Genomic DNA, 22,539 nt, shown 5'->3' on the forward strand with positions numbered 1-22,539 from the left:
TTTTTCATGAGTGAGCAGCAAACGGCCGTGCGGATCCGAGTCGAAGCCTTGGCCGAAGGGCTTGAATCCCAGGCGCAAGCATGGGCCCAGCGCCTGCAACTGCCCTTGCAGGAGCCTGCGGCGGAGTTCGCCCTGCAGGTGTCCGGGCAAGGCCTGCAACTGCAGCAGCTGGGTCCGGATGCGCCGGGGCCGGTGCGGGTGGACTTCGTCGAGGGCGGCGCGGCGCATCGACGCCTGTACGGTGGTGGTAGCGGCCAGATGATCGCCAAGGCGGTCGGTATCCAGCAGGGCGTGCGTCCGCGGGTGCTGGATGCCACTGCGGGCCTGGGCAAGGACGCCTTCGTGCTGGCGAGCCTGGGTTGCGAGATGAGCCTGGTCGAGCGCCAGCCGCTGATCGGTGCCTTGCTGGAGGACGGCCTGGCCCGTGGCCTGGATAATCCGGAGGTGGCGCCGATCGTGTCACGCATGCAGCTGCTCAAGGGCAACTCCATCGAGGTGATGCGCAACTGGGAAGGAGAGCCGCCACAGGTCATCTACCTCGACCCGATGTTCCCCCACCGTGAGAAAACCGCCCTGGTGAAGAAGGAAATGCGTCTGTTCCGGCCGTTGGTCGGGGATGATCCGGACGCTCCGGCGCTGCTCGAGGCAGCCCTGGCGCTGGCGACCCACCGAGTGGTGGTCAAGCGCCCGCGCAAGGCTCCTTGCATCGAAGGGCCCAAGCCCAGCCATGGACTGGAAGGCAAGTCGAGTCGCTACGACATCTATCCGAAGAAGGCACTCAAGCCCGGCGTCTGAAGGCGAAATACACCGGTGGTGAGCGGGCTTGCCCGCGCTGGGCTGCACAGCAGCCCCCAATCAGCAAACCCGGCTGATCTGGTAGCACGCGGTGCCAGGCTTTGGGGCTGCCTTGCAGCCCAACGCGGGCAAGCCCGCTCGCCACAGAATACAGGTGTTCCGCGTTAGATGGCTCAGGGCCGATAGGCCTGCATGAACAAAGGCTCCGTGCATCGAAGGGCCCAGGCCCAACCATGGACTGGAAGGCGACATTGAGGCGAAGAAGGCACTCAAACCTGGCGTCTGAAGGCGAAATACACCGGTGGTGAGCGGGCTTGCCCGCGCTGGGCTGCACAGCAGCCCCAAAATCAGCAACCCCGGCTGATCTGGTAGCACGCGGTGCCAGGCTTTGGGGCTGCCTTGCAGCCCAACGCGGGCAAGCCCGCTCGCCACGGGAAACAGGTGTTCTGCGCGAGATGGCTCAGGGTCGATAGGCCCGCATGAACAGCCCCACCACCTCGCGCACATGCGCCTCGCTGTCTTCGGCATTCAGCGGCTCGCCGCAGCCATACAGCAGGCGGAAGTTCGCCGCGCCCTTGAGCAGGCAGAAAAAGTGCTCGGCGGCGCGATTCGGCTTGTCGATGACCAGGGCGCCACTCTGATGAACCCTGGTCAGCAGGCGCTCCATCTCGGTCAGCATCCGCTGCGGGCCGGCCTCGAAGAAAATCTGCGACAGCTTGGGGTCCTGGCTGCCCAGCGCCATGATCAGGCGGTGCAGGTTCACCGATTCCTCGCTGTTGATCAGCAGATTGAAACCCCGGGCGATATTGAGCAGTACCGTTTCGACCGGCACGCCCTCGGGCAGGGCGAAGAGCAGTTCGGGTAACTGCGCCTCGCACTTGGCAACCACCGCGGCGGAGAACAGGGTCTCCTTGTCGTTGAAGTGGCTGTAGACCGTCAGCTTTGAAACACCTGCCGCTGCTGCTACCGCGTCCATGCTGGTGCTGGCGTATCCATTACTCAGGAACAGATCTTTCGCCGCTTCAAGAATGGCCTGGCGTTTTGCCAGGTCCTTGGGGCGACCGGGGCCGCTGGGCACAGAAAGATTGTCAGACATTTTCCACTTTAATACTGGACTGGTCAGTTTGGTATAAATACCATACTGACCAGTATAATTATTTCAAGCACTCTTTAGCGAAGGGTCTCCACCATGTTCCGCTATGTCCTGCCCCTTGCGTTACCCGCCAGTCTAGCGTTTTTCCTCGTGGGCTGTGGCCATGAAGAAGCCGCCCAGGTCACCGTGCGTCCGGCCATGGTGGTTCAGCCGCAGTTGTCGGCCCAGGCCATGGACAGTTATCCCGGCGAGGTGCGCGCCCGTTTCGAGCCCGAACTGGCGTTTCGCATCGGTGGCAAGGTGGCCCGACGCCTGGTCGAGGAGGGGCAACGGGTCAAGGCCAACCAGCCGCTGGCGGAGCTTGACCCGCAGGACGTGCGCCTGCAACTGGAGGCCACCCGGGCCCAGGTTGCGGCCGCCGAGGCGAACCTGAACCTGGTGCGCTCCGAGCGCGATCGCTACAAGACCCTGCTGGACCGGCAGATGGTCAGCCGTTCGCAATACGACAATGCGGAAAATGCCTACCGTGCCGGTGAAGCTCGCCTGAAGCAGATCAAGGCGGAGTTCGATGTCTCCAGCAACCAGGCCGGCTATGCGGTCCTGCGGGCGTCGCAGGATGGGGTGATCGCCAAGCGCCAGGTCGAGGTGGGCCAGGTGGTGGCGGCCGGGCAGACCGTCTTCACCCTGGCAGCTGACGGTGAGCGTGAAGTGCTGATCAGTTTCCCGGAGCAGGCTTTCGGACGCTTCAAGGTCGGCCAGGAGGTCGCCGTGGAGCTCTGGTCCCAGCCGGACCAGCGTTTCAACGGGCATATCCGCGAGCTGTCGCCGGCGGCCGATCCGCGCTCCCGGACCTTCGCCGCACGCATCGCCTTCAATGCCGGGAAGACCCCTGCCGAACTGGGCCAGAGTGCCCGGGTCTTCGTTCAGGCGGCGGGTGCGGTGCCGCTGTCGGTGCCGTTGTCCGCGCTCACCGCGGAAAACGGCGCCGCCTATGTCTGGAAAGTCCAGCCCGACAACACGCTCAAGCGCACCCCGGTACGGATCGGCGCCTTCGGCGAGAAAAGCGTGCCGGTGCTCGAGGGTCTCAGCGCCAGCGACTGGGTGGTCGCGGCCGGGGTGCATGTCTTGCACGAAGGTGAACAGGTGCGTCCGGTGGATCGCTCCAATCGTGTCGTCAACCTGGCGGCCAAGGAGTAGTCCCCGATGGGTTTCAACCTTTCCGAATGGGCATTGCGCAATCGCCAGATCGTCCTGTTCCTGATGCTGCTGCTGGCGATGGTCGGAGCGATGTCCTACACCAGGCTCGGCCAGAGCGAAGACCCGCCGTTCACCTTCAAGGCCATGGTGATCCAGACGCGCTGGCCCGGGGCTACGGCCCAGGAAGTGTCGCGGCAGGTCACCGAGCGCATTGAAAAGAAACTGATGGAAACCGGCGAGTACGAGCGGATCATGTCGTTCTCGCGCCCGGGTGAGTCCCAGGTCACTTTCATGGCCCGCGATTCACTGCACTCGGACCAGATCCCCGAACTCTGGTACCAGGTTCGCAAGAAGATCGGCGACATCCGCCAGACCTTGCCGCCGGATATCCAGGGGCCGTTCTTCAACGATGAGTTCGGTACCACCTTCGGCAACATCTACGCGCTGACCGGCGACGGCTTCGACTACGCGGTGCTCAAGGACTACGCCGATCGTATCCAGATCCAGCTGCAACGGGTCAAGGACGTGGGCAAGGTCGACCTGCTCGGGTTGCAGGACGAAAAGGTTTGGATCGAACTGTCGAACGTCAAGCTGGCGACCCTCGGCGTGCCATTGGCGGCGGTGCAGCAGGCGTTGCAGGAGCAGAATGCGGTCTCCACCTCGGGCTTCTTCGAAACGCCGACGGAGCGTGTGCAGCTGCGGGTCAGTGGCAACTTCAAGAGCGTCGACGAGATTCGCAACTTCCCGATCCGGGTCGGTGACCGGACCCTGCGGATCGGCGATATCGCCGAGGTGCGTCGTGGTTTCAACGATCCACCGGCACCGCGCATGCGCTTCATGGGTGAAGACGCCATCGGCCTGGCCGTGGCGATGAACGACGGTGGCGACATCCTGGTGCTGGGCAAGGCGCTGGAGGCCGAGTTCGCACGCATCCAGAAAGGCCTGCCGGCGGGCATGCACCTGAGCAAGGTTTCCGACCAGCCGGCGGCGGTCAAGACCGGGGTCGGCGAGTTCGTCCAGGTGCTGGTCGAGGCCCTGGCGATCGTGCTGCTGGTGAGCTTCTTCTCCCTTGGCGTGCGGACCGGCATGGTGGTGGCGCTGGCGATCCCGCTGGTGCTGGCGATGACGTTTGCCACTATGTACTACCTGGGGATCGGCCTGCACAAGATCTCCCTCGGCGCGCTGGTTCTGGCGCTGGGCCTGCTGGTGGACGACGCGATCATTGCCGTGGAAATGATGGCGATCAAGATGGAGCAGGGCTTCGACCGGCTCAAGGCGGCGAGCTACGCCTGGACCAGCACCGCATTCCCGATGCTGACCGGTACGCTGATCACCGCTGCGGGCTTCCTGCCGATCGCCACCGCACAGTCGGGCACCGGCGAGTACACTCGCTCGATCTTCCAGGTGGTGACCATCGCCCTGCTGGCGTCGTGGATCGCGGCGGTGATGTTCGTGCCGTACCTGGGGGAAAAGCTGTTGCCGGACCTGGCGAAGATCCATGCCGCCAAGCACGGCCCCGACCAGCCGGACCCTTATGCCACGCCGTTCTACCAACGGGTACGCCGCCTGGTGGAGTGGTGCGTGCGGCGACGCAAGACGGTGATCATGCTGACCATCCTGTTGTTCGTGGCGTCGGTGGCGCTGTTCCGCTTCGTGCCCCAGCAGTTCTTCCCGGCCTCCGGGCGACTGGAACTGATGGTCGACCTGAAGCTGGCCGAAGGCGCGTCGCTGAGCAATACCGCCGAACAGGTCAAGCGCCTGGAGGCTCTGCTCAAGGGGCATGACGGCATCGATAACTACGTGGCCTATGTCGGTACCGGCTCACCGCGTTTCTACCTGCCGCTGGATCAGCAGTTGCCGGCGGCCAGCTTTGCCCAGTTCGTGGTGTTGGCTAAGACCATCGAGGACCGCGAGAAACTGCGGACCTGGCTGATCGAAACCCTCAACGAGCAGTTCCCCGAGCTGCGTTCGCGGGTCACGCGCCTGGAGAACGGTCCGCCCGTGGGTTATCCGGTGCAGTTCCGGGTCACCGGCGAGCATATCGAGGTGGTACGGGCCCTGGCTCGCAAGGTGGCGGCCAAGGTGCGCGAGAACCCCCATGTGGTCAACGTGCACCTGGATTGGGAAGAGCCGAGCAAGGTGGTCTACCTCAACGTCGACCAGGACCGTGCCCGGGCGCTGGGCGTGAGCACGGCGAACCTGTCGCGTTTCCTGCAGAGCTCGCTGACCGGTTCGACCGTCAGCCAGTACCGCGAGGACAACGAGCTGATCGAGATTCTCCTGCGCGGCACCGTGCATGAACGTACCGAGCTGTCGGCACTGTCGAGCCTGGCGGTGCCCACCGACAATGGCGCCAGCGTTGCGCTGTCGCAGATCGCGACGTTGGAGTACGGCTTCGAGGAAGGCGTCATCTGGCACCGTAACCGTCTGCCGAACGTGACCATTCGCGCCGATATCTACGGCCAGGAGCAACCCGTGACCCTGGTCAGGCAGATCATGCCGACCCTGGATTCGATCCGCGCCGAGCTGCCGGATGGCTATCTGCTGGACGTGGGCGGAACGGTGGAAGATTCGGAGCGTGGCCAGGCCTCGGTGAATGCCGGTGTACCGCTGTTCATCGTGGTCGTGCTGACCCTGCTGATGCTGCAATTGCGCAGCTTCTCGCGTGTGGCGATGGTGTTCCTCACCGCGCCGTTGGGCCTGATCGGCGTCACGCTGTTCCTGCTGGTGTTCCGCCAGCCGTTCGGTTTCGTGGCGATGCTCGGGACCATCGCCCTGTCGGGGATGATCATGCGTAACTCGGTGATCCTGGTGGACCAGATCGAACAGGACATCCGTGCGGGCATGTCGCAGTGGCAGGCGATCATCGAGGCGACGGTCCGCCGTTTCCGACCGATCGTATTGACGGCGCTGGCAGCGGTGCTGGCGATGATCCCACTGTCGCGTAGCGTGTTCTACGGACCGATGGCGGTGGCGATCATGGGTGGCCTGATCGTGGCGACGGCCTTGACCCTACTGTTCCTGCCGGCGTTGTATGCCGGCTGGTTCCGGGTGAAGAAAACCGCAGCCGAGTGATGAAATCGTTGGGGGAGCCAGCTCGCGGGCTCCCCCGATTCGGCCCCTACAGCGCGCCGAACACCTTCTTCGCCAGGCTGGTGGCGGCTTCCGCCGGGTTGGCGCGGATGCCTTCCTCCTTCTGGGCGATCATCTTGAACAGGCCGTCCAGGGCCTTTTCAGTCACATAGCTTTCAATGTTGGCACTCTTGGCGTCAATCACGCCGAGGGTCGCTGCCTGCCCGGCGAACGAGTTGTATTGCTGGGCCAGGCCGACCTGGTCGGTGGCCTGCTTGACGATCGGCAGGAACTTGGCGCGGATCTGCTCGCGGCTGGTCTTGTCCAGGTACTGGGTCGCCGAGTCCTTGCCGCCGGTGAGAATGCTCTTGGCATCGGTCACGGTCATCTTTTTAACCGCGTCCACCAACAGTGCCTGGGCCTGTGGCATGGCTGCCTCGGCGGCCTTGTTCATGCTGGTTTCCAGCTGGTCGACCTGGGCGCCCATGCCGAACTGTTTCATCTTGCTGGCGACCTTGCCCAGTTTGCCCGGCAGTTCGATCTTCACTTCAGGGTTATTGCTGAAGCCGCCCGGCTTGCCGAGCGTCGTGACGGCGGCGACGGCCCCCTGGGCCAGGGCGTCCTTGAGCCCGCCCGAGGCTTCGCCCTGGGACAGGCTGCCCAGCGACAGGGCCAGGGCATTGGCGGAGATCAGCAGGCCGGCACAGAGGCTGGCCAGACGGAGGGAAGGACGGAGCATGGGAAGCTTCCTTATGCGAAGAATGAAAAAATGACCGGGCGGACTCGGCAGGCAGCGCAAGGCCCTGGCAAGGGCCGTTCAAACGAACGCCGGGCGGTCCGCTGATGACAACAGTAGCTGGCCGGCGGGTTCGATGCGAGCGCTGATCGAAGGCACTTCCGCTCTTCAGGCCCTGAGGGTCAGGTTCTGCGGCTTTTCCTTCAGCAGCACGACGGTCCGCGGGATGGGTTTCAGGGTGAATTTGCGCCGGCTGCCGAAGCTGCCCTGGGTTTCATAGAGCTGGCCGGGCTTGACCCGGCTGGGGTCGTAGCGCAGGTAGCGGGGAATCGCCCCTTTGAGCAGGGTGATTTCCTCGCAGAGGATGTAGGGTGGCAGGCCCGGTTCGTTGAGGGCGACCAGCTTCAGGCTGGCCAGGGTGTTTTCGTCGGTGCCGATCAGCGGCACCAGCGCGGCACTCAGGTACAGGTAGCCGGGTGGGCTCAGGTGAAAGACTTCTTCCTGGTTGTCCCGTCGCCACCTGAAGCTGTAGCGGATGTCGGCCAGCAGCGGGGCGCCATCGACACTCATGTCGAACTCGATCTCGACCCTGCTGTTGTGGCGCGGGTCCTGCTGCAGCTCGAAGGCAAAGCGCCAGGGGCTGTGTGGCGGCAGCTCGGTGCTGCTCCAGGTGCCGAGCACGACATGCGTGTCACGGTTGCGCAGGGTGATCCGGGTTTGCGCCCGGGGTGGGATGGTGTAATCCGGCGGAAAGTGGAAAACAGCGGTCACGACGTTTTTCGCAATCATCTCGATGTCCTTATCGAACGCGTCAAAGGCGACGCAAGATCCAGTCTATACGAGTGTTTGCCGGGTAAATTCGGCGAAGAAAGATCGCTGTTGCTTTGCCGAATTGTCTGTCGCAGCCAGGCCGTTTGTCTGATTCTGGCGGGCTAGGCCGTGGCCCCCCAGGCTGTCGCCAGCCTGGGGTTGCCGGTGAGGTTCAGGCGGGGTCGGTGTTTTGTTCCGGGCCGGTGTCGTGCAGCGTCACCTGGCGGATCGACAAGCGGATTTCCGCCGGCAATACCCGCTTGGCCGCGCCTTCGGCCAGTTCGCCGAGCAGCTCGTGATAACTGAGCTTGCCGGCTTCGTCGCGCCGCAGGACGTCGAGGTCGAGCAGGGTCTGGATGAAGTGGCGGAACAGGCTCTTGTCGAAGAATTCCGGGGCGTTGAGGCCATGCAGGATCGACAGGCGCTGGGCCATGACCGTGCACAGGTCTTCCAGCTCCTCGGCACTGATGCTCTGCTGGCCGCTGTTGAGCAGCAGCGAAATCGCCATGTAGAAGCGTTGCAGGGTCTGGGCGATGCTTCGCGACAGCAGGGTCAGCAGCACGAAGTGGCGTGAACTCGGTGCCGGACGCAGGTAGACCCCGTTCTCGAAGCGCAGCAGGCCCTGCTCGACGAAGGCGGCGAGCCATTGGTCGACGACATCGTCCAGTTCGTCCAGCGACCAGCGGATGAATAGCTCCGACTGCAGGTACGGGTACAGTGCCCGGATATAACGCAGCAACTGTTCGCGGCTCATGCGCGACGAACTCTGGAAGAAGCTCGCCAGCAACGCCGGCAAGGCGAAGATGTGCAGGACGTTGTTGCGGTAGTAGGTCATCAGTACCGCGTTCTGTTCGTCCAGGTAGAGGATCTTGCCCAGCGCGTCCTTCTGTTCGGCGAGCAGGTCCATGTCCTTGACGTGCTGGATCAGCGCGCGGCCATCGCCCTCGGGCAGGGTGGTGTGTGGCGAGTACGGCACCTGGCGCAGCAAGGCCAGGTAGAGGTCGAGCACCCGGGCCAGGGCGCGGTCGTCCAGGGCCAGGCGGCTGGTGGACAGCAGGGCCAGGGCTACGAGGTTCACCGGGTTGATCGCCGCGGCTTCGTTGAGATTGCGGGCCACACGTTCGCCCAGGCGGTTGGTGGTTGCGCTGAGCCAGTCCGGTTTGAACTGCGGGCCCAGTTCCTGAGCGCGCCAGCCCGGTTGTTCCTGGTCGAGGAACTCGGCCAGCTTGATCGGCTCGCCGAAGTTGACCGCGACCTGGCCGAAGCGTTGCTTGAGTGCACCGATAACTTTGAAGATGTCGAAGATCGACTCCTTCTTCTTGCTCGCACCGCGCAGTTCACCGAGATAGGTCCGGCCTTCCAGTACCCGCTCATAGCCGATGTAGACTGGCACGAATACGACCGGCATGCGCGAGGAGCGCAGGAAGCTGCGCAGGGTGATGGCGAGCATGCCGGTCTTGGGGCGCAGCATGCGCCCGGTGCGCGAGCGTCCGCCCTCGACGAAGTACTCCACCGGGAAACCCTTGGTGAACAGCGTGTGCAGGTATTCGTTGAACACCGCCGTGTAGAGCGGGTTGCCCTTGAAGGTACGGCGCATGAAGAACGCACCGCCACGGCGCAGCAAGCTACCGATCAGTGGCATATTCAGGTTGATCCCGGCGGCGATGTGCGGTGGGGTCAGGCCGTTGCGGAACAGCAGGTAGGACAGCAGCAGGTAGTCGATGTGGCTGCGATGGCAGGGGACGTAGATCACCTCGTGCCCCTGGGCCACGGCCTGGACGTTTTCGATATGGTTGACGCGGATGCCGTCGTAGATCTTGTTCCAGAACCAGCTCAGTACCACCTCGAGGAAGCGGATCGCGGTGTAGGTGTAGTCCGAGGCGATTTCGTTACCGTAGCGCAGGGCCTGGGCCTTGGCTTTCTCCGCCGGGATGTTCTCGCGCTGGGCATGTTCGAGGATCGCCTGGCGCACCTGCGGCTCGTTGACCAGGCCCTTGACCAGGTTGCGCCGGTGCGACAGGTCGGGACCGATCACCGCGGTCTTCAGGTTGCGGAAGTGTACCCGCAGGATGCGTTGGGCCATGCGCACGGTGCGCTCGTGGCCCTTGTTGTGCTCCACCAGTTCGCGCAGGTGGATCGGCGCGGAGAACTGCACGCGGGTCTTGCGGCCGAGGATCAGGATGCTCAGCAGGCGCCGCAAGCGGCCGGTGACCGCCCAACTGTCGGCGAACAGCAGCTTCCACGGGCTCGATTCGCTGTCCGGCGACTGGCCCCAGAACACGCTGACCGGGATGACCTGGGCGTCTTCGGCGGGGTTCTGGCTCAGGGCATCGACCAGGCGGGTCAGTGTCGGCGGGGCGCCGCGCTTGTCATGACGGCCCAGCCAGTCGGGTTCCGGGGTGAGGTAGAAGAATGCCGCCGGTTCCATCAGCGGGCCGACCGACACCGGCAGTACCGGGCGTGGCAGGCCGGCGCGGGTGCATTCACGGTCGACCACCGCCAGGTCGCTCAGCGATGGCGATTGCAGGACGTAGAACACCGGACGGCTGCGGTCGAGGTTTAGGCTCAGGGACGACTGGTTGATCGTCTCCGAGCGCACCCACAGGTACAGGAGACGGCGCAGGGTGCCAAACACAAGGCGACGGAACGGCGAACGGGTCATACGGTTTCTGCTTCAGGTGGAGTGAACCGAGCGTTTGCTCGGGCGGGGCGTAGTGTGCCGTATCTGGCGAAAATCGGCAAAAACGCAACGAAGTAATATTGATTGAGAGTTTTCCGGGCTGTCATATACTCCGGTACTCGCCATCGACGGTATGACCTGCGAATGTCATCCCAAGTTCTGGCGACCAGGCTTGGAGAACCCTACGAGCGGGGTTCACTCAATAATAAAAATGGAGTACGGATTCATGGCAACTCGCGAGACAGGCAATGTGAAGTGGTTCAACGATGCCAAGGGCTACGGCTTCATCCAGCGTGAAGGTGGGGCGGATGTGTTCGTGCACTATCGTGCGATCCGTGGCCAGGGCCATCGTTCGCTGACCGAGGGTCAGCAGGTCGAGTACGCGGTGGTGGAAGGCCAGAAGGGCCTGCAGGCCGAGGACGTGGTGGGCTTGTAACCGTGAGTGAGGGGCCAACCTCGTGGCGAGCGGGCTTGCCCGCGCTCGGCTGCACAGCAGCCGTAAATCAGCTGGCAGCGATACGTCTGTAAGAGCGCAGTTGCCGGGCTTGGGGCCGCTTCGCGCCCCAGCGCGGGCAAGCCCGCTCGCCACAAGGTTCGGCCATGGCAGTACTGGCCAGCGTAGATCCGGCCAGTGCCGGCTTTGTCTGATTCAGGCCGTACGCCAGGTAATCTCTTCCTCGCCGTCGGCGCTGATGCGAATCCAGCGGTCGGCGCTTTCCTCGCCTTCCTCCTCGACCCAACTGCCTGGCGCACAACGCACCTCCACCTGCAGCGCGGCAAAGGCGGCGCGGGCACAGGCGATATCGTCGTCCCAAGGGGTCTGGTCGCTTTCCAGGTAGAGGCTGTTCCACTTGCCCACGGCCTTGGGCAGCCAGGTCACCGGTACGCCACCAGCCTTGCATTTCCAGGTCTGGCCTTTCTGGGTCCACTCGGTGCAAGGGCCGAGCGCCTCGTTCAGCCAGGCGGTAATCGCCTTGTGGTCGACGTCGGCGTCTTTCAGGTAAATCTCGATATCAGGCTGGCGCATGGATGTCCTCGCTGCGGCTGCTGAAAAATCCATTCGCGGATTCTGGCGGTCGCCAACCGGGGTTGGCGAGGTGGGTCATGGGGCTCATTGCAGAACGAAGTAATCGTAGCGCATCGACACACTGACCTCGAACGGTTCGGCCTGTTCGATCACCCGGGCACGACGTTCGGCGCTGGCGCGCCAGCCGTGCGGGGTCATGGCCAGCAGGTTGGCGCGATCGGCGGGCTGCTCCAGGCGCAGCTTGAAGTCGAGGACTTCGCTGTGCTGCAGCGCCATGCCTTGCGGTACCAGGGCCAGGTGCTTGTCGTCGGTGTACTCGCGGACTTCGTCATACAACTGCTCGCGCAGCTCCATCAGGTGCCCGCTGGTTGGCCCGACCTTCATCAGGCCGCCACCGGGGCTGAGCAGGCGCTTGGCTTCCTGCCAGTCCAGCGGGCTGAAGACACTGGCGAGAAACTGGCAACTGGCGTCCGGCAAGGGAATGCGCGCCATGCTGGCGATCAACCAGGTCAGTTGCGGGTTGCGGCGGCAGGCTCTTTTCACCGCTTCACGGGAAATGTCCAGGGCATAGCCATCCGCTGCCGGCAGGGCCTCGGCGATCTGCGCGGTGTAGTAGCCCTCGCCACAGCCGATATCCACCCAGCGTTGCGGTGCGCGCTCGGCCGCCAGTTCGGCCAGGCGACGGGCCACCGGCGCATAGTGCCCGGCGTTGAGGAAATCGCGCCGGGCCTCGACCATGGCCTGGTTGTCGCCCGGGTCACGACTGTTCTTGTGCTGCACCGGCAGCAGGTTCAGGTAACCCTGGCGGGCCCGGTCGAAACGATGTCCGGCCGGGCAGGCCACGCCATTGTCGACCGCGCCCAGCGGTGCACTGCAGAGAGGGCAGGTGAGCATCAGGCGAGCAACTTGATCAGGGTCTGGTAGTAGATTTCGGTCAGCACATCGAGATCACTGGCCAGGACCCGTTCGTTGACCTGGTGAATGGTCGCGTTGACCGGGCCGAGTTCCACCACCTGGCTGCCGAGGGTCGCGATGAAGCGCCCATCGGAGGTGCCGCCGCTGGTCGAGGCCTTGGTTTCGCGTCCGGTGATTTCGCGGATGCTGGACGACACCGCGTCGAGCAGTGCACCCGGTTCGGTCAGGAATGGCAGGCCGGACAGCGCCCAGTCTACGTGCCAGTCCAACTGGTGCTTGTCGAGGATGGCCGCGACCCGCTGCTGCAGGCCTTCGACGGTCGATTCGGTGGAGAAACGGAAGTTGAACAGTGCCACCAGCTCGCCGGGGATCACGTTGGTCGCACCGGTGCCGGAGTTGACGTTGGAGATCTGGAAACTGGTGGGCGGGAAGAACGCGTTGCCGTTGTCCCAGTGTTCGGCGGCCAGCTCGGCGAGCGCGGGCGCGGCCAGGTGGATCGGGTTCTTCGCCAGATGCGGGTAGGCCACGTGGCCCTGTACGCCGCGAATGGTCAGCTTGGCGCCGAGGGAGCCGCGACGGCCGTTCTTCACCACGTCGCCAACCAGCGAGGTACTCGACGGTTCACCGACGATGCACCAGTCCAGGCGCTCCTTGCGCGCGGCCAGGCGCTCGACCACGGCCTTGGTACCGTGATGGGCCGGACCTTCTTCATCGCTGGTGATCAGGAAGGCTACCGAGCCCTTGTGGTCCGGGTAGTCGCCGACAAAACGCTCGGCCGCCACGACCATGGCCGCGAGGCTGCCCTTCATGTCGGCGGCGCCACGTCCGCAGAGCATGCCGTGTTCGTCGATCAGTGCATCGAACGGATCGTTCTGCCAGGCCTGGACCGGACCGGTCGGGACCACGTCGGTATGGCCGGCGAAGCACAGCACCGGGCCGTCATGGCGACCGTGGGTGGCCCAGAAATTGTCCACGTCCTCGATGCGCATCGGCTCCAGTTGGAAGCCCGCATCGCCCAGGCGCTGCATCATCAGCTTCTGGCAGTCGGCGTCGACCGGCGTCACCGAGGGGCGGCGGATCAGATCACAGGCAAGTTGCAGGGTCGGCGAAAGCTCGGCGTGGGCCGTCATGGAAAACTCCGGTGTTTTTCATGGGAACCGGCAAGCCGGCCCCACAAGATAGAGGCGCTCGAAATGGCGGATATCTTAAAGCAAAACGGCGACCAAAGGCTGTGGGAGCCGGATTTATCCGCGAAGCCGTCGCCTCGGGTATCCGGCTCCTGCGTATTTACGCGGCTGGCAATTGCTCGGGTTCCTCGGCCGGTTTCGGCAGCGAGGAAACGAAGGCCATGAACAGCGCGGCCACGTAGGGCAGCGACTGCACCAGCAGCATGGCAACCCAGAAGCGCATGTCATTGCCCGGCAGGCCCTGTACCAGGTAGATCCCCAGCGCCGCGCCCCACAACAGCAGCATGATGAACAGCTCTTCACGCGCTTCCGAGATTGCTACCCAGAAGCCGTGCTTGTCGGCGTTCTTCGGCGTGCGGAAAAACGGAATGCTGCTGGTGAAGAAGCCGTACAGCACCGCCTTGGCGATGGTGTGCGATAACGCCAGGCCGGCCAGGGCGGCGGCAAAGGCGTCCTTCATGTTGACGCCGACCGCGCGCCGGTAGAGGAACAGGATCTTGCCGACCTTGAAGAAGAACAGCGCCAGTGGCGGGATCGCGAAGATCATCAGTGGCGGGTCGACCCGGTTCGGCACGATGATCATCGCCGACGACCAGAGCAGGGCGCCCACGGTGAAGAAGATGTTCATGCCGTCGGCCACCCACGGCAGCCAGCCGGCGAGGAAGTGGTAGCGCTGGCCGCGGGTCAGCTCGGTGTCCTTGCCGCGCAGCAGGCTCGCGGTGTGGCGCTTGATGATCTGGATCGCACCGTAGGCCCAGCGGAAACGCTGCTTCTTGAAGTCGATGAAGGTGTCGGGCATCAACCCCTTGCCGTAGCTGTGGTGGTGATAGGCGGCCGACAGGCCTTTCTCGAACACGCGCAGGCCCAGCTCGGCGTCTTCGCAGATGCACCAGTCGGCCCAGCCCAGTTCTTCCAGGACCGAGCGGCGGGTCATGGTCATGGTGCCGTGCTGGATGATTGCGTCACGGTCGTTGCGGGTGACCATGCCGATATGGAAGAAGCCCTTGTATTCGGAGTAGCAGAGCTTCTTGAAGGTGCTTTCGTTCTGGTCGCGGTAATCCTGTGGCGACTGCACGATGGCGATCTTCGGATCGGCGAAGTGCGGCACCATGTGCTTGAGCCAGTTGCGGTCGACGCAGTAGTCCGAGTCGATCACCGCGATGACTTCGGCATCCTTGGCGGTATGCGGGATCAGGTAGTTCAGCGCACCGCCCTTGAAGCCGGCCAGGGGTGCGACGTGGAAGAAGCGGAAGCGCGGGCCGAGGGTTTCGCAATAGGCCTGCACCGGCTCCCAGACGGCCGGGTCCTTGGTGTTGTTGTCGATGATCAGGACTTCGTAGTCCGGATAGTCGAGGGCCGCCAGGGCGTCGAGGGTCTGTTTGACCATCTCCGGCGGCTCGTTGTAGCACGGCACGTGGATCGAGACTTTCGGACGGTAGTCCGAATCACCCTCGACCGGCAGGAATTCCCGGCGGCGCTTGTGGGTCCAGACCGCCTCGGCCAGTTCGTGGGCCTCGGTCAGCAGCACGATGAACACGCCCAGTGCGCCGAGGGCAAGCAGGAAACCGACGGTCAGGCTGAACCAGGTGCTGTACTGCTGGCTGTAGTCGTAGCCGATCCACACCAGCACCGAACCGCAGAGGAAGGTGATGAAGGTCAGGAAGGTCCGACCACGTTGGCGCAGTGCCGAACCGTCGATCAGCAGGACCGCCAGTGACAGCATGGCCAGCACCACCGAGCCGACGGCCAGGGCACGCCATTGTGGGATGGCGACCACTGGGCCCTCGAAGTTGAATTTCTGCTGGCGCGCGGCGTTGAACACGCCCCAGTAGGCGCCCACGGAACCTTCGTCACTGGCCTTCCACGGCTGGTCGAAGGCCTCGATCACGAAATAGTTGAAACCCTGGCGGTTAAGCCTGTTCACCAGTGTCCGCAGGTAGATCGCCTGGTCGGCCTGGGTCGCGTCGGCCCCACCGCGCATGCGGCCGTTGCTCGGCCAGCCGACTTCCGACAGCAGCAGTGGCTTTTTCGGGAACATGCGCTTGAGTTCGCGGGCGCGATCGAGCACGAACTGTTCGGATTTCTCCATCGGGATGAATTCCCAGTACGGCAGGATGTGCGCGGCGATCAGGTCGACGTGCTTGGCCAGTTCCGGGTTGTGTTCCCAGATGTGCCACTGTTCGGAGGTGGTGACCGGTACCTTCACGGCCGCGCGTACCCGATCGAGCAGCACGCCCAGCTCCTTGGCGGTGATCTCCTTGCGGAAGATCGCCTCGTTGCCCACGACCACGCGAACCACGCTGCGCGAAGTGTTGGCCAGTTCGATGGCGCGGGTGATCTCCCGTTCGTTGCGCTCCTGGTCCGGACTGATCCAGATGCCCAGGGTCACTCGCAGGCCGAATTCCTCGGCCAGCTTGGGGATGTCCTGCAACGTGCCGTCGACTGAATAGATGCGGATGTTGTCGGTCAGCTTGCTGATGATCTCCAGGTCGCGACGCATCTCATCGTCGGTCGGGTACTGGTCCTTCTGTGGGAACTGACCTTGCTGGAACGGTGAGTAGGAGAAGCCGGAGATGTGTTCCGGCCAGTTGGGGGCCGAGACCGGACGGTTGATCAACGCCCAGAAACCGGTGAACAGCGCGGCGATTGCCAACACCACCACCAGGTTGAGTCCAAATTTACGCGATGACATAGATATTTCGGGTTCCGAAGTAGAACGTTGAACAGCGCGGCGCGCATCCTACACGTGGGATTCGTGCTAGAACACTGCGGAGCTTAGGCAGTGGCCACCGGTTTAAGTTCTTTCCTGAAGTCTTTGTAGCTGGTTTCTTGTGAAGATGTTGTCATTTTCCGCCTGGCAGCGGCCATTCGTAGGCGGAAGGTGCCTGTGCCCCGCGATCGGCCTATAATGCGCGCCGATTTTTCCGGTGATTGGTCATGAGTGCAGAAGATCCACGGTTTGCCGGCGTTGCCCGGTTGTATGGCATTGAAGGGCTGGAACGGCTGAAGGCGGCTCACGTGGCCATCGTCGGAGTGGGCGGGGTCGGCTCCTGGGCGGCCGAGGCGATTGCCCGTTGCGGCGTCGGGGAGATTTCCCTGTTCGACCTGGACGATGTCTGCGTCAGCAACAGCAACCGCCAGCTGCATGCCCTGGACAGCACGGTAGGCCGGGCCAAGGTCGACGTCATGGCCGAACGGCTCAAGGGCATCAATCCGGATTGCCGGGTGCATGCGGTGACGGACTTCGTCACCCGCGAGACCATGGCCGAATACATCACCCCGCAAATCGACTGCGTGATCGACTGCATCGACAGCGTCAACGCCAAGGCGGCACTGATCGCCTGGTGCAAGCGGCGCAAGATCCAGATCATCACCACCGGTGGTGCAGGCGGGCAGATCGATCCGACGCAGATCCAGGTCTGCGACCTGAACCGTACCTTCAACGATCCGCTGGCCTCCAAGGTGCGTTCGACCCTGCGCCGCAACTATGGCTTCTCACGTACGGTCAATCGCCATTACAGCGTGCCCTGCGTGTTTTCCTCCGAGCAGTTGCGTTATCCCAAACCGGACGGCGGAATCTGCCTGCAGAAGAGTTTTGTCGGTGATGGCGTGAAGCTGGACTGCGCCGGCGGCTTTGGCGCGGTGATGATGGTCACGGCGACGTTCGGCATGGTCGCGGCGACCAAGGCGGTGGACAAGCTCGTCGCCGGTGTGCGGCGGCCGTCGGAGCGGGCCAGGCCGCAGTAACCCGTGTGCCGCTCAGGGCTGGCGGGTCAGTTCGCGCATCCGTTGCAGCACCGCGTTCAGGCCGTTGCTGCGCGACGGCGACAGCTGTCGGGAGAGTCCGAGCTGGTTGAACCAGTCCGGCAGGTCGAGTCCCTGCAACTCCTCGGCACCCAGGCCATTGACCCGTACCAGCAGCAACGCCACCAGCCCGCGAATCATTCGCGCATCGCTGCTGGCGCTGAATCGCCACCGGCCGTCCTGCAGGCTGCCCGTCAACCAGACCTGGCTCTCACAGCCATGCACCCGGTTGGCTTCGATTTTTTCGGCTTCGCCTAGCGCGGGCAGACGTTCGCCCCACTGCATCAGCAGGCGCGCCCGCTGTTCCCAGCCGGCTGCGGCCTGGAAGCTGTCCAGGGCCGCCTGAGCTTCGTTCGGCAAGCTCATCGCAACAGCTCCAGGGCCTGGTCCAGCGCTTCGAAAAAGCGCTCCAGATCATCGGAGTCGTTGTACAGCGCCAGCGACACACGGATCGCTCCGGTCAGCCCCAGCCGTTTCATCAGCGGCATCGCGCAATGGTGGCCAGCGCGGACCGCAATGCCCTGTTCGGTCAGCAGGTGGGCGAGGTCGGCACTGTGCACCCCTTCGACGGTGAAGCTGGCCAGCGCCAGTTGCGGTTCACCCAGCAGGTGAACGCCATTGCGCACGTTCAGGCCTTGCAGCAGGTGAGCATGCAGCGCCGCTTCGTGGGCGAGCACCGCTGGCTGGTCCAGCCCGGCGAGGTAGTCGAGGGTCGCGCCGAGGCCGATCACGCTGGCGATCGGCGGCGTCCCGGCTTCGAACCCCAGTGGAGCAGGGCGGAAGCTGGCGTGCTGGTAGTCGGCGTCCTGGACCATCTCGCCACCGAACTGCCAGTGGCGCAGTTGCCGCAGCGCTTCGTTGCGACCATAGAGCACGCCCAGTCCGTCGGGGCCGTAGAGCTTGTGGCTGGAAAACACATAGAAGTCGCAGCCCAGTGCCTGCACGTCATGGCGGCCGTGTACGACACCTTGCGCACCATCGACGACCGTCAGGGCGCCACAGGCCTTGGCCCGGGCCAGCAGCTGGGGCAGTGGTTGCCAGGCGCCGAGCACGTTGGACAGTTGGCTGACGGCCAGCAGGCGGGTGCGTTCGCCGATCAGGTTGAGCGCGGCGTCGAGGTCGATCAGGCCGGCGGCATTGATCGGCAGGACCACCAGCTTGAGCCCGCGCCGTTTTGCCAGTTGTTGCCACGGCAACAGGTTGGCGTGGTGTTCCAGGGCGCTGATGACCAGCTCGTCGCCCTGCTGGAAAAGGTGTTCCAGGCCGTAGGCCAGGAGATTCAACGCCGACGTGGCGCCGTGGGTGAAGATGACCTGGCCGCTGTCGCTGGCACCCAGCCATTGGCCGATCTTCAACCGGCTGTCCTCGAAGGCCTGGGTCGCATGGGCGCCGGGCAGGTGCTGGGCACGGTGCACGTTGGCCGCACCATTGGCGTAGTAATGCGTCAGGGCATCGAGCAGCGCTTGTGGTTTCTGTGTGGTGGCGGCGCTGTCCAGGTAGGTCTGGTCCTGCCGTTGCAGGGCAGCGATCGCCGGGAAGTCGGTGCGCCAGGGAGAGGGTATCAGCATGGTGTGGGCCCTGGTGGTGGGAGCGCGGTTTGCCTGCGGTGATCGAGGCGATCGTCAGGACCTCTTCGCGGGTAAGCCCTGCTCCTACAAGGTACGGCGTTGAGCGGCTCCTTGCAGGAGCGGGGCTTGCCCGCGAAAGCGGTCCGGCAGTCAGTCTCTCTGACAACCGGGATACGGCTATCGCCAGCAAGCCGGCTCCCACAGGGGAGGGGCGCTATCAGTTGTGTGCGTGCAGCGCTTCGTTCAGCTCGATCGCCGACTTGTGGGTCTTGCACTCCACGGCGCCGGTTTCCGAGTTGCGACGGAACAGCAGGTCCGGTTGGCCAGCCAGGTCGCGGGCCTTGACCACCTTGACCAGCTGGTTGTTTTCGTCGAGCAATGCGACCTTGGTGCCGGCGGTGACGTACAGGCCCGACTCGACGGTGTTGCGGTCGCCCAGCGGAATGCCGATACCGGCGTTCGCGCCGATCAGGCAGCCTTCGCCGACCTTGATCACGATGTTGCCACCACCCGACAGGGTACCCATGGTCGAGCAGCCGCCGCCCAGGTCGGAGCCCTTGCCAACGAATACGCCAGCCGAGACACGGCCTTCGATCATGCCCGGACCTTCGGTGCCGGCGTTGAAGTTGACGAAGCCTTCGTGCATCACGGTGGTACCTTCGCCGATGTAGGCGCCCAGGCGAATGCGCGCGCTGTCTGCGATACGGACGCCGCTCGGTACCACGTAGTCGGTCATTTTCGGGAACTTGTCCACCGAGAACACTTCCAGCAGCTCGCCACGCAGGCGGGCTTCGAGCTGGTGCTCGGCCAGTTCGGCCAGGTCGATCGCGCCCTGGCTGGTCCAGGCCACGTTCGGCAGCAGCGGGAATACGCCGGCCAGGCTCAGGCCGTGCGGCTTGACCAGGCGGTGGGACAGCAGGTGCAGCTTGAGGTAGGCCTCGGGAGTCGAGCTCAGTTGTGCGTCTTCGGCCAGCAGGGTGGCGACCAGCGGCTTGTGGCTTTCGGCCAGGCGGGTCAGCAGGGCGGCTTGCGCGGCGTCGATGCCCTTGAGGGCTTCGGCCAGTTGCGAGGCTTGCGCCGGGGTGAAGCTGATCGCCTGGTTGCCGCCGGTGTAGCCCAGGACCGGCGCGACTGCCGCGACCAGTGCGGCCGACGGCTGGATCAGCGGCTGTGCGTAGAACACTTCCAGCCAGGCACCTTGACGATTCTGGGTACCGACACCGAAGCCCAGGCTGAACAGATTGGTGGACATGCAGTTACCTCTTGCGAAATTGAGTGGGGGCCTTGAGCACTCTGGCTCAGTTGAGGGCCGCCGCGTAGCTATCTGGCTTGAAGCCAATCAGGGTTCGGTTGCCGAGATCGAGCACCGGGCGCTTGATCATCGAGGGTTGGGCGAGCATCAGCTCGATCGCCTTCGCCTGGTCGAGATCGGCCTTGCTGGCGTCGTCGAGCTTGCGGAAGGTGGTGCCAGCCCGGTTGAGTACCACTTCCCAGCCGTGCTCGTTGCACCAGCGGGTCAGGTTCTCGCGGTCGATGCCGGCGGTCTTGTAGTCATGGAAATCGTAGGTTATCGCGTGTTCTTCCAGCCAGGTGCGAGCCTTTTTCATGGTGTCGCAGGCCTTGATTCCGAAAAGGCGCAATGTGTTGCTCGTATCGGTCACGGGAATTGCCCCCTTTTGCAGATGTGCGAGATGAACAGTCGGTAATTATGCCATGGCCGAGTCGGTTCGGGGCCAACCCGCACCTGCCCGTTTGTTTCGTGAGATTGTCCCTTGCGACCTTGGTGCAACGCCCGCGCGGCAGATTAAGCGGTTAATATGGCACTTTGGCGGCTGAGTGTTGCCGGATAGGTTGTTGAACGATTGGGAAGTCGCCTTATGCAAACCGCTTACACCGTCCTCATTCTGCTGATGCTGGTCGGCGTCTCGCGTTTGCTGGCGCGGGTGATCCCGCTGCCACTGCCCCTGGTGCAGATCGCCGCCGGTGCGGCGCTGGCCTGGCCGACCCTCGGCCTGCACGTCGCCCTGGACCCTGAGTTGTTTCTCTTCATGTTCCTGCCACCGCTGCTGTTTTCCGATGGTTGGCGTATCCCCAAGCGCGAGTTCTGGCGATTGCGCGGTCCAGTATTGACGCTGGCGGTCGGGCTGGTGTTGTTCACCGTGGTCGGTGCCGGCTATTTCATTCATTGGCTGTTGCCGACCATCCCGTTGCCGGTGGCCTTTGCCCTGGCCGCGGTGTTGTCGCCGACGGACGCGGTGGCCGTCTCGGCGATTGCCCAGAACCGCCTGCCCACGCCATTGATGCATATGCTGCAGGGTGAAGCGTTGATGAACGACGCTTCGGGTCTGGTGACCTTCAAGTTCGCCCTGGCGGCGGCCGTGACCGGGGTGTTCTCCCTCGCCGATGCGAGCCTGACCTTCCTGTTGGTGGCCGTGGGCGGCCTGGCCACTGGGGTGGTGTTGAGCTGGCTGATCGGACGCATGCGTGCCTGGATGATTGCCCGGGGTTGGGACGATCCGGCGACCCACGTGGTGTTCATGCTGCTGTTGCCGTTCGCCGCCTATGTCCTGGCCGAGCGCCTGGGTGTTTCGGGCATCCTCTCGGCTGTCGCGGCGGGGATGATGCAGAGCTGGCTCGACCTGTTGCCACGGCAGACCAGCACCCGGCTGCTCAACCGCAGCGTCTGGTCGCTCCTGGAGTTTGCCTTCAACGGCCTGATCTTCCTGCTGCTGGGGCTGCAACTGCCGGACATCGTCAAGGCGGTGGCCAGTCATGAAACCTCGCTATGGCCGACCTTGTTGTATCGCTGCCTGGATGTGCTGGCGATCTTCCTGGTGCTGGTGGTGTTGCGTTATGTCTGGGTGCAGAGCATCTGGCGGCTATCGGTGCTGCTGCGGCGCTGGCGCGGCAAGAGCGAATTGACCTCGATGCCCAAGGCGCGTTCGTGCTGGCTGTTGACGGTGGGTGGGGTGCGCGGAGCGGTGACCCTGGCGGGTGTGATGTCGGTGCCGTTGCTGATTGCTCCGGGCACGGATTTTCCCGAGCGTGACCTGCTGATCTTCATCGCGGCCGGGGTGATCCTGCTATCGCTGGTGGCCGCCTGTATCACCTTGCCGTGGCTGCTGCGCGACGTCGCCCAGAGCCCGGACGATGCCCGTCGCCACGAGGTGCGCGAGGCATGGCGGCGCACGGCCGAGGCGGCGATCCGTGCCCTGGAGGTCGAGGAAGTGGTCGAGCCGGCGGGCGCCGCGGACGCCGCCCAGGCGGCGTTGGCTGCCGAGCTGAAGGCGCGGCTCATGTCCGAGTATCGGCATCAGTTGGAGGTGTTCAACGATTCCGCCGAGGCCCAGGCCCTGGCCTTCCAGATGGACCTGCTGGAGCGCCGGCTGCGGTTGAAGGCGCTACGAGCGCAGCGCCTGGAGCTCTATAGTCTGCGGCGCCATCACCAGATCGGCGATGATGCACTGCGTGAGGTGCTGGGAGAACTGGACCTGAGCGAGGCCAATCTGGGGCAGGTGAAGTAGCCCTGGTAGTGGCTGACACTTGTGGCGAGCGGGCTTGCCCGCGTCAGGGGGCAAAGCCCCCCCAAAGCCGGACGCTCCGTAATGCCGGGTGAACCGCTCCGCGTGGTTTGACGACCACTTTGCGGTCGAGC

At 64.1% G+C, this 22,539-nt stretch carries 18 protein-coding genes; 6 read left to right on the top strand and 12 right to left on the bottom strand.

Annotation, left to right across the window (positions count from 1 at the left end; all coding sequences use genetic code 11):
- Nucleotides 1-6: 6 nt before the first annotated feature.
- Nucleotides 7-795 carry a class I SAM-dependent methyltransferase gene (locus HU752_RS06810; RefSeq protein ID WP_186680837.1) on the top strand — a complete coding sequence of 263 codons (789 nt, stop codon included), beginning with the start codon at nucleotides 7-9 and terminating at the stop codon, nucleotides 793-795.
- 460 nt (nucleotides 796-1,255) lie between these two features.
- On the opposite strand, the gene HU752_RS06820 is transcribed toward HU752_RS06810, so the two are convergent.
- Complete coding sequence (locus tag HU752_RS06820) at nucleotides 1,256-1,891, bottom strand: TetR/AcrR family transcriptional regulator (RefSeq protein WP_186682164.1); 636 nt, start codon at nucleotides 1,889-1,891, stop codon at nucleotides 1,256-1,258.
- A 93-nt stretch (nucleotides 1,892-1,984) separates the two neighbouring features.
- On the opposite strand from HU752_RS06820, the gene HU752_RS06825 reads away from it, so the two are divergent.
- Both HU752_RS06825 and HU752_RS06830 read left to right on the top strand, forming a co-directional pair.
- The gene (locus HU752_RS06825) at nucleotides 1,985-3,085 is read left to right on the top strand and encodes an efflux RND transporter periplasmic adaptor subunit (RefSeq protein ID WP_186682162.1); all 1,101 of its coding nucleotides are present in this window, start codon (nucleotides 1,985-1,987) and stop codon (nucleotides 3,083-3,085) included.
- Nucleotides 3,086-3,091: 6 nt separating this feature from the next.
- On the top strand, nucleotides 3,092-6,160 hold the full coding sequence (locus HU752_RS06830; RefSeq protein ID WP_186682160.1) for an efflux RND transporter permease subunit: 3,069 nt from the start codon (nucleotides 3,092-3,094) through the stop codon (nucleotides 6,158-6,160).
- A gap of 46 nt (nucleotides 6,161-6,206) precedes the next feature.
- On the opposite strand, the gene HU752_RS06835 is transcribed toward HU752_RS06830, so the two are convergent.
- From HU752_RS06835 to plsB, 3 genes are all read right to left on the bottom strand, one after another.
- On the bottom strand, nucleotides 6,207-6,896 hold the full coding sequence (locus tag HU752_RS06835) for a DUF4197 domain-containing protein (RefSeq protein WP_186682158.1): 690 nt from the start codon (nucleotides 6,894-6,896) through the stop codon (nucleotides 6,207-6,209).
- Between the two features lie 165 nt (nucleotides 6,897-7,061).
- A complete protein-coding gene (locus HU752_RS06840; RefSeq protein WP_186682156.1) occupies nucleotides 7,062-7,682 on the bottom strand; it encodes a hypothetical protein in 621 nt (206 codons plus the stop codon).
- Nucleotides 7,683-7,875: 193 nt separating this feature from the next.
- Entirely contained in the window at nucleotides 7,876-10,365 is a 2,490-nt protein-coding gene (gene plsB, locus HU752_RS06845; RefSeq protein WP_186682154.1) for a glycerol-3-phosphate 1-O-acyltransferase PlsB, read from the bottom strand.
- A 244-nt stretch (nucleotides 10,366-10,609) separates the two neighbouring features.
- On the opposite strand from plsB, the gene HU752_RS06850 reads away from it, so the two are divergent.
- Nucleotides 10,610-10,819: a cold-shock protein gene (locus HU752_RS06850; protein WP_017905023.1), complete on the top strand. Its 210-nt coding sequence runs from the start codon at nucleotides 10,610-10,612 to the stop codon at nucleotides 10,817-10,819.
- A 213-nt stretch (nucleotides 10,820-11,032) separates the two neighbouring features.
- Here HU752_RS06850 and HU752_RS06855 read toward each other — a convergent pair whose 3' ends face one another.
- The 4 genes from HU752_RS06855 to HU752_RS06870 all read right to left on the bottom strand — a co-directional run bounded on the left by HU752_RS06855 (nucleotide 11,033) and on the right by HU752_RS06870 (nucleotide 16,204).
- A complete protein-coding gene (locus tag HU752_RS06855) occupies nucleotides 11,033-11,410 on the bottom strand; it encodes a hypothetical protein (RefSeq protein WP_186682152.1) in 378 nt (125 codons plus the stop codon).
- A gap of 84 nt (nucleotides 11,411-11,494) precedes the next feature.
- Nucleotides 11,495-12,304 carry a putative RNA methyltransferase gene (locus HU752_RS06860; RefSeq protein ID WP_186682150.1) on the bottom strand — a complete coding sequence of 270 codons (810 nt, stop codon included), beginning with the start codon at nucleotides 12,302-12,304 and terminating at the stop codon, nucleotides 11,495-11,497.
- Nucleotides 12,304-13,455, bottom strand: a complete 1,152-nt coding sequence (gene dapE / locus HU752_RS06865; RefSeq protein ID WP_186682148.1) for a succinyl-diaminopimelate desuccinylase — start codon at nucleotides 13,453-13,455, stop codon at nucleotides 12,304-12,306. Before dapE ends, HU752_RS06860 begins: the two co-directional genes overlap by 1 nt.
- Before the next feature lie 157 nt (nucleotides 13,456-13,612).
- A complete protein-coding gene (locus HU752_RS06870) occupies nucleotides 13,613-16,204 on the bottom strand; it encodes a glycosyltransferase (protein ID WP_186682146.1) in 2,592 nt (863 codons plus the stop codon).
- A gap of 245 nt (nucleotides 16,205-16,449) precedes the next feature.
- On the opposite strand from HU752_RS06870, the gene tcdA reads away from it, so the two are divergent.
- Entirely contained in the window at nucleotides 16,450-17,259 is an 810-nt protein-coding gene (gene tcdA, locus HU752_RS06875; protein WP_186682144.1) for a tRNA cyclic N6-threonylcarbamoyladenosine(37) synthase TcdA, read from the top strand.
- A gap of 12 nt (nucleotides 17,260-17,271) precedes the next feature.
- Here tcdA and HU752_RS06880 read toward each other — a convergent pair whose 3' ends face one another.
- The 4 genes from HU752_RS06880 to HU752_RS06895 all read right to left on the bottom strand — a co-directional run bounded on the left by HU752_RS06880 (nucleotide 17,272) and on the right by HU752_RS06895 (nucleotide 20,491).
- Complete coding sequence (locus HU752_RS06880) at nucleotides 17,272-17,682, bottom strand: SufE family protein (RefSeq protein WP_186682142.1); 411 nt, start codon at nucleotides 17,680-17,682, stop codon at nucleotides 17,272-17,274.
- Nucleotides 17,679-18,884, bottom strand: coding sequence for an aminotransferase class V-fold PLP-dependent enzyme (locus HU752_RS06885; protein WP_186682140.1), 1,206 nt, complete (start codon nucleotides 18,882-18,884; stop codon nucleotides 17,679-17,681). Before HU752_RS06885 ends, HU752_RS06880 begins: the two co-directional genes overlap by 4 nt.
- Nucleotides 18,885-19,101: 217 nt before the next feature.
- Nucleotides 19,102-20,136, bottom strand: coding sequence for a 2,3,4,5-tetrahydropyridine-2,6-dicarboxylate N-succinyltransferase (gene dapD, locus HU752_RS06890; protein ID WP_186682138.1), 1,035 nt, complete (start codon nucleotides 20,134-20,136; stop codon nucleotides 19,102-19,104).
- A gap of 46 nt (nucleotides 20,137-20,182) precedes the next feature.
- Nucleotides 20,183-20,491 (bottom strand): arsenate reductase, encoded by a 309-nt coding sequence (locus HU752_RS06895; RefSeq protein WP_437182332.1) that lies wholly within the window; start codon nucleotides 20,489-20,491, stop codon nucleotides 20,183-20,185.
- Between the two features lie 270 nt (nucleotides 20,492-20,761).
- On the opposite strand from HU752_RS06895, the gene HU752_RS06900 reads away from it, so the two are divergent.
- On the top strand, nucleotides 20,762-22,408 hold the full coding sequence (locus tag HU752_RS06900) for a Na+/H+ antiporter (protein ID WP_186682134.1): 1,647 nt from the start codon (nucleotides 20,762-20,764) through the stop codon (nucleotides 22,406-22,408).
- Nucleotides 22,409-22,539 lie beyond the last annotated feature (131 nt).

This window comes from Pseudomonas vanderleydeniana, from assembly GCF_014268755.2.
In the GTDB taxonomy this organism is placed as follows: domain Bacteria; phylum Pseudomonadota; class Gammaproteobacteria; order Pseudomonadales; family Pseudomonadaceae; genus Aquipseudomonas; species Aquipseudomonas vanderleydeniana.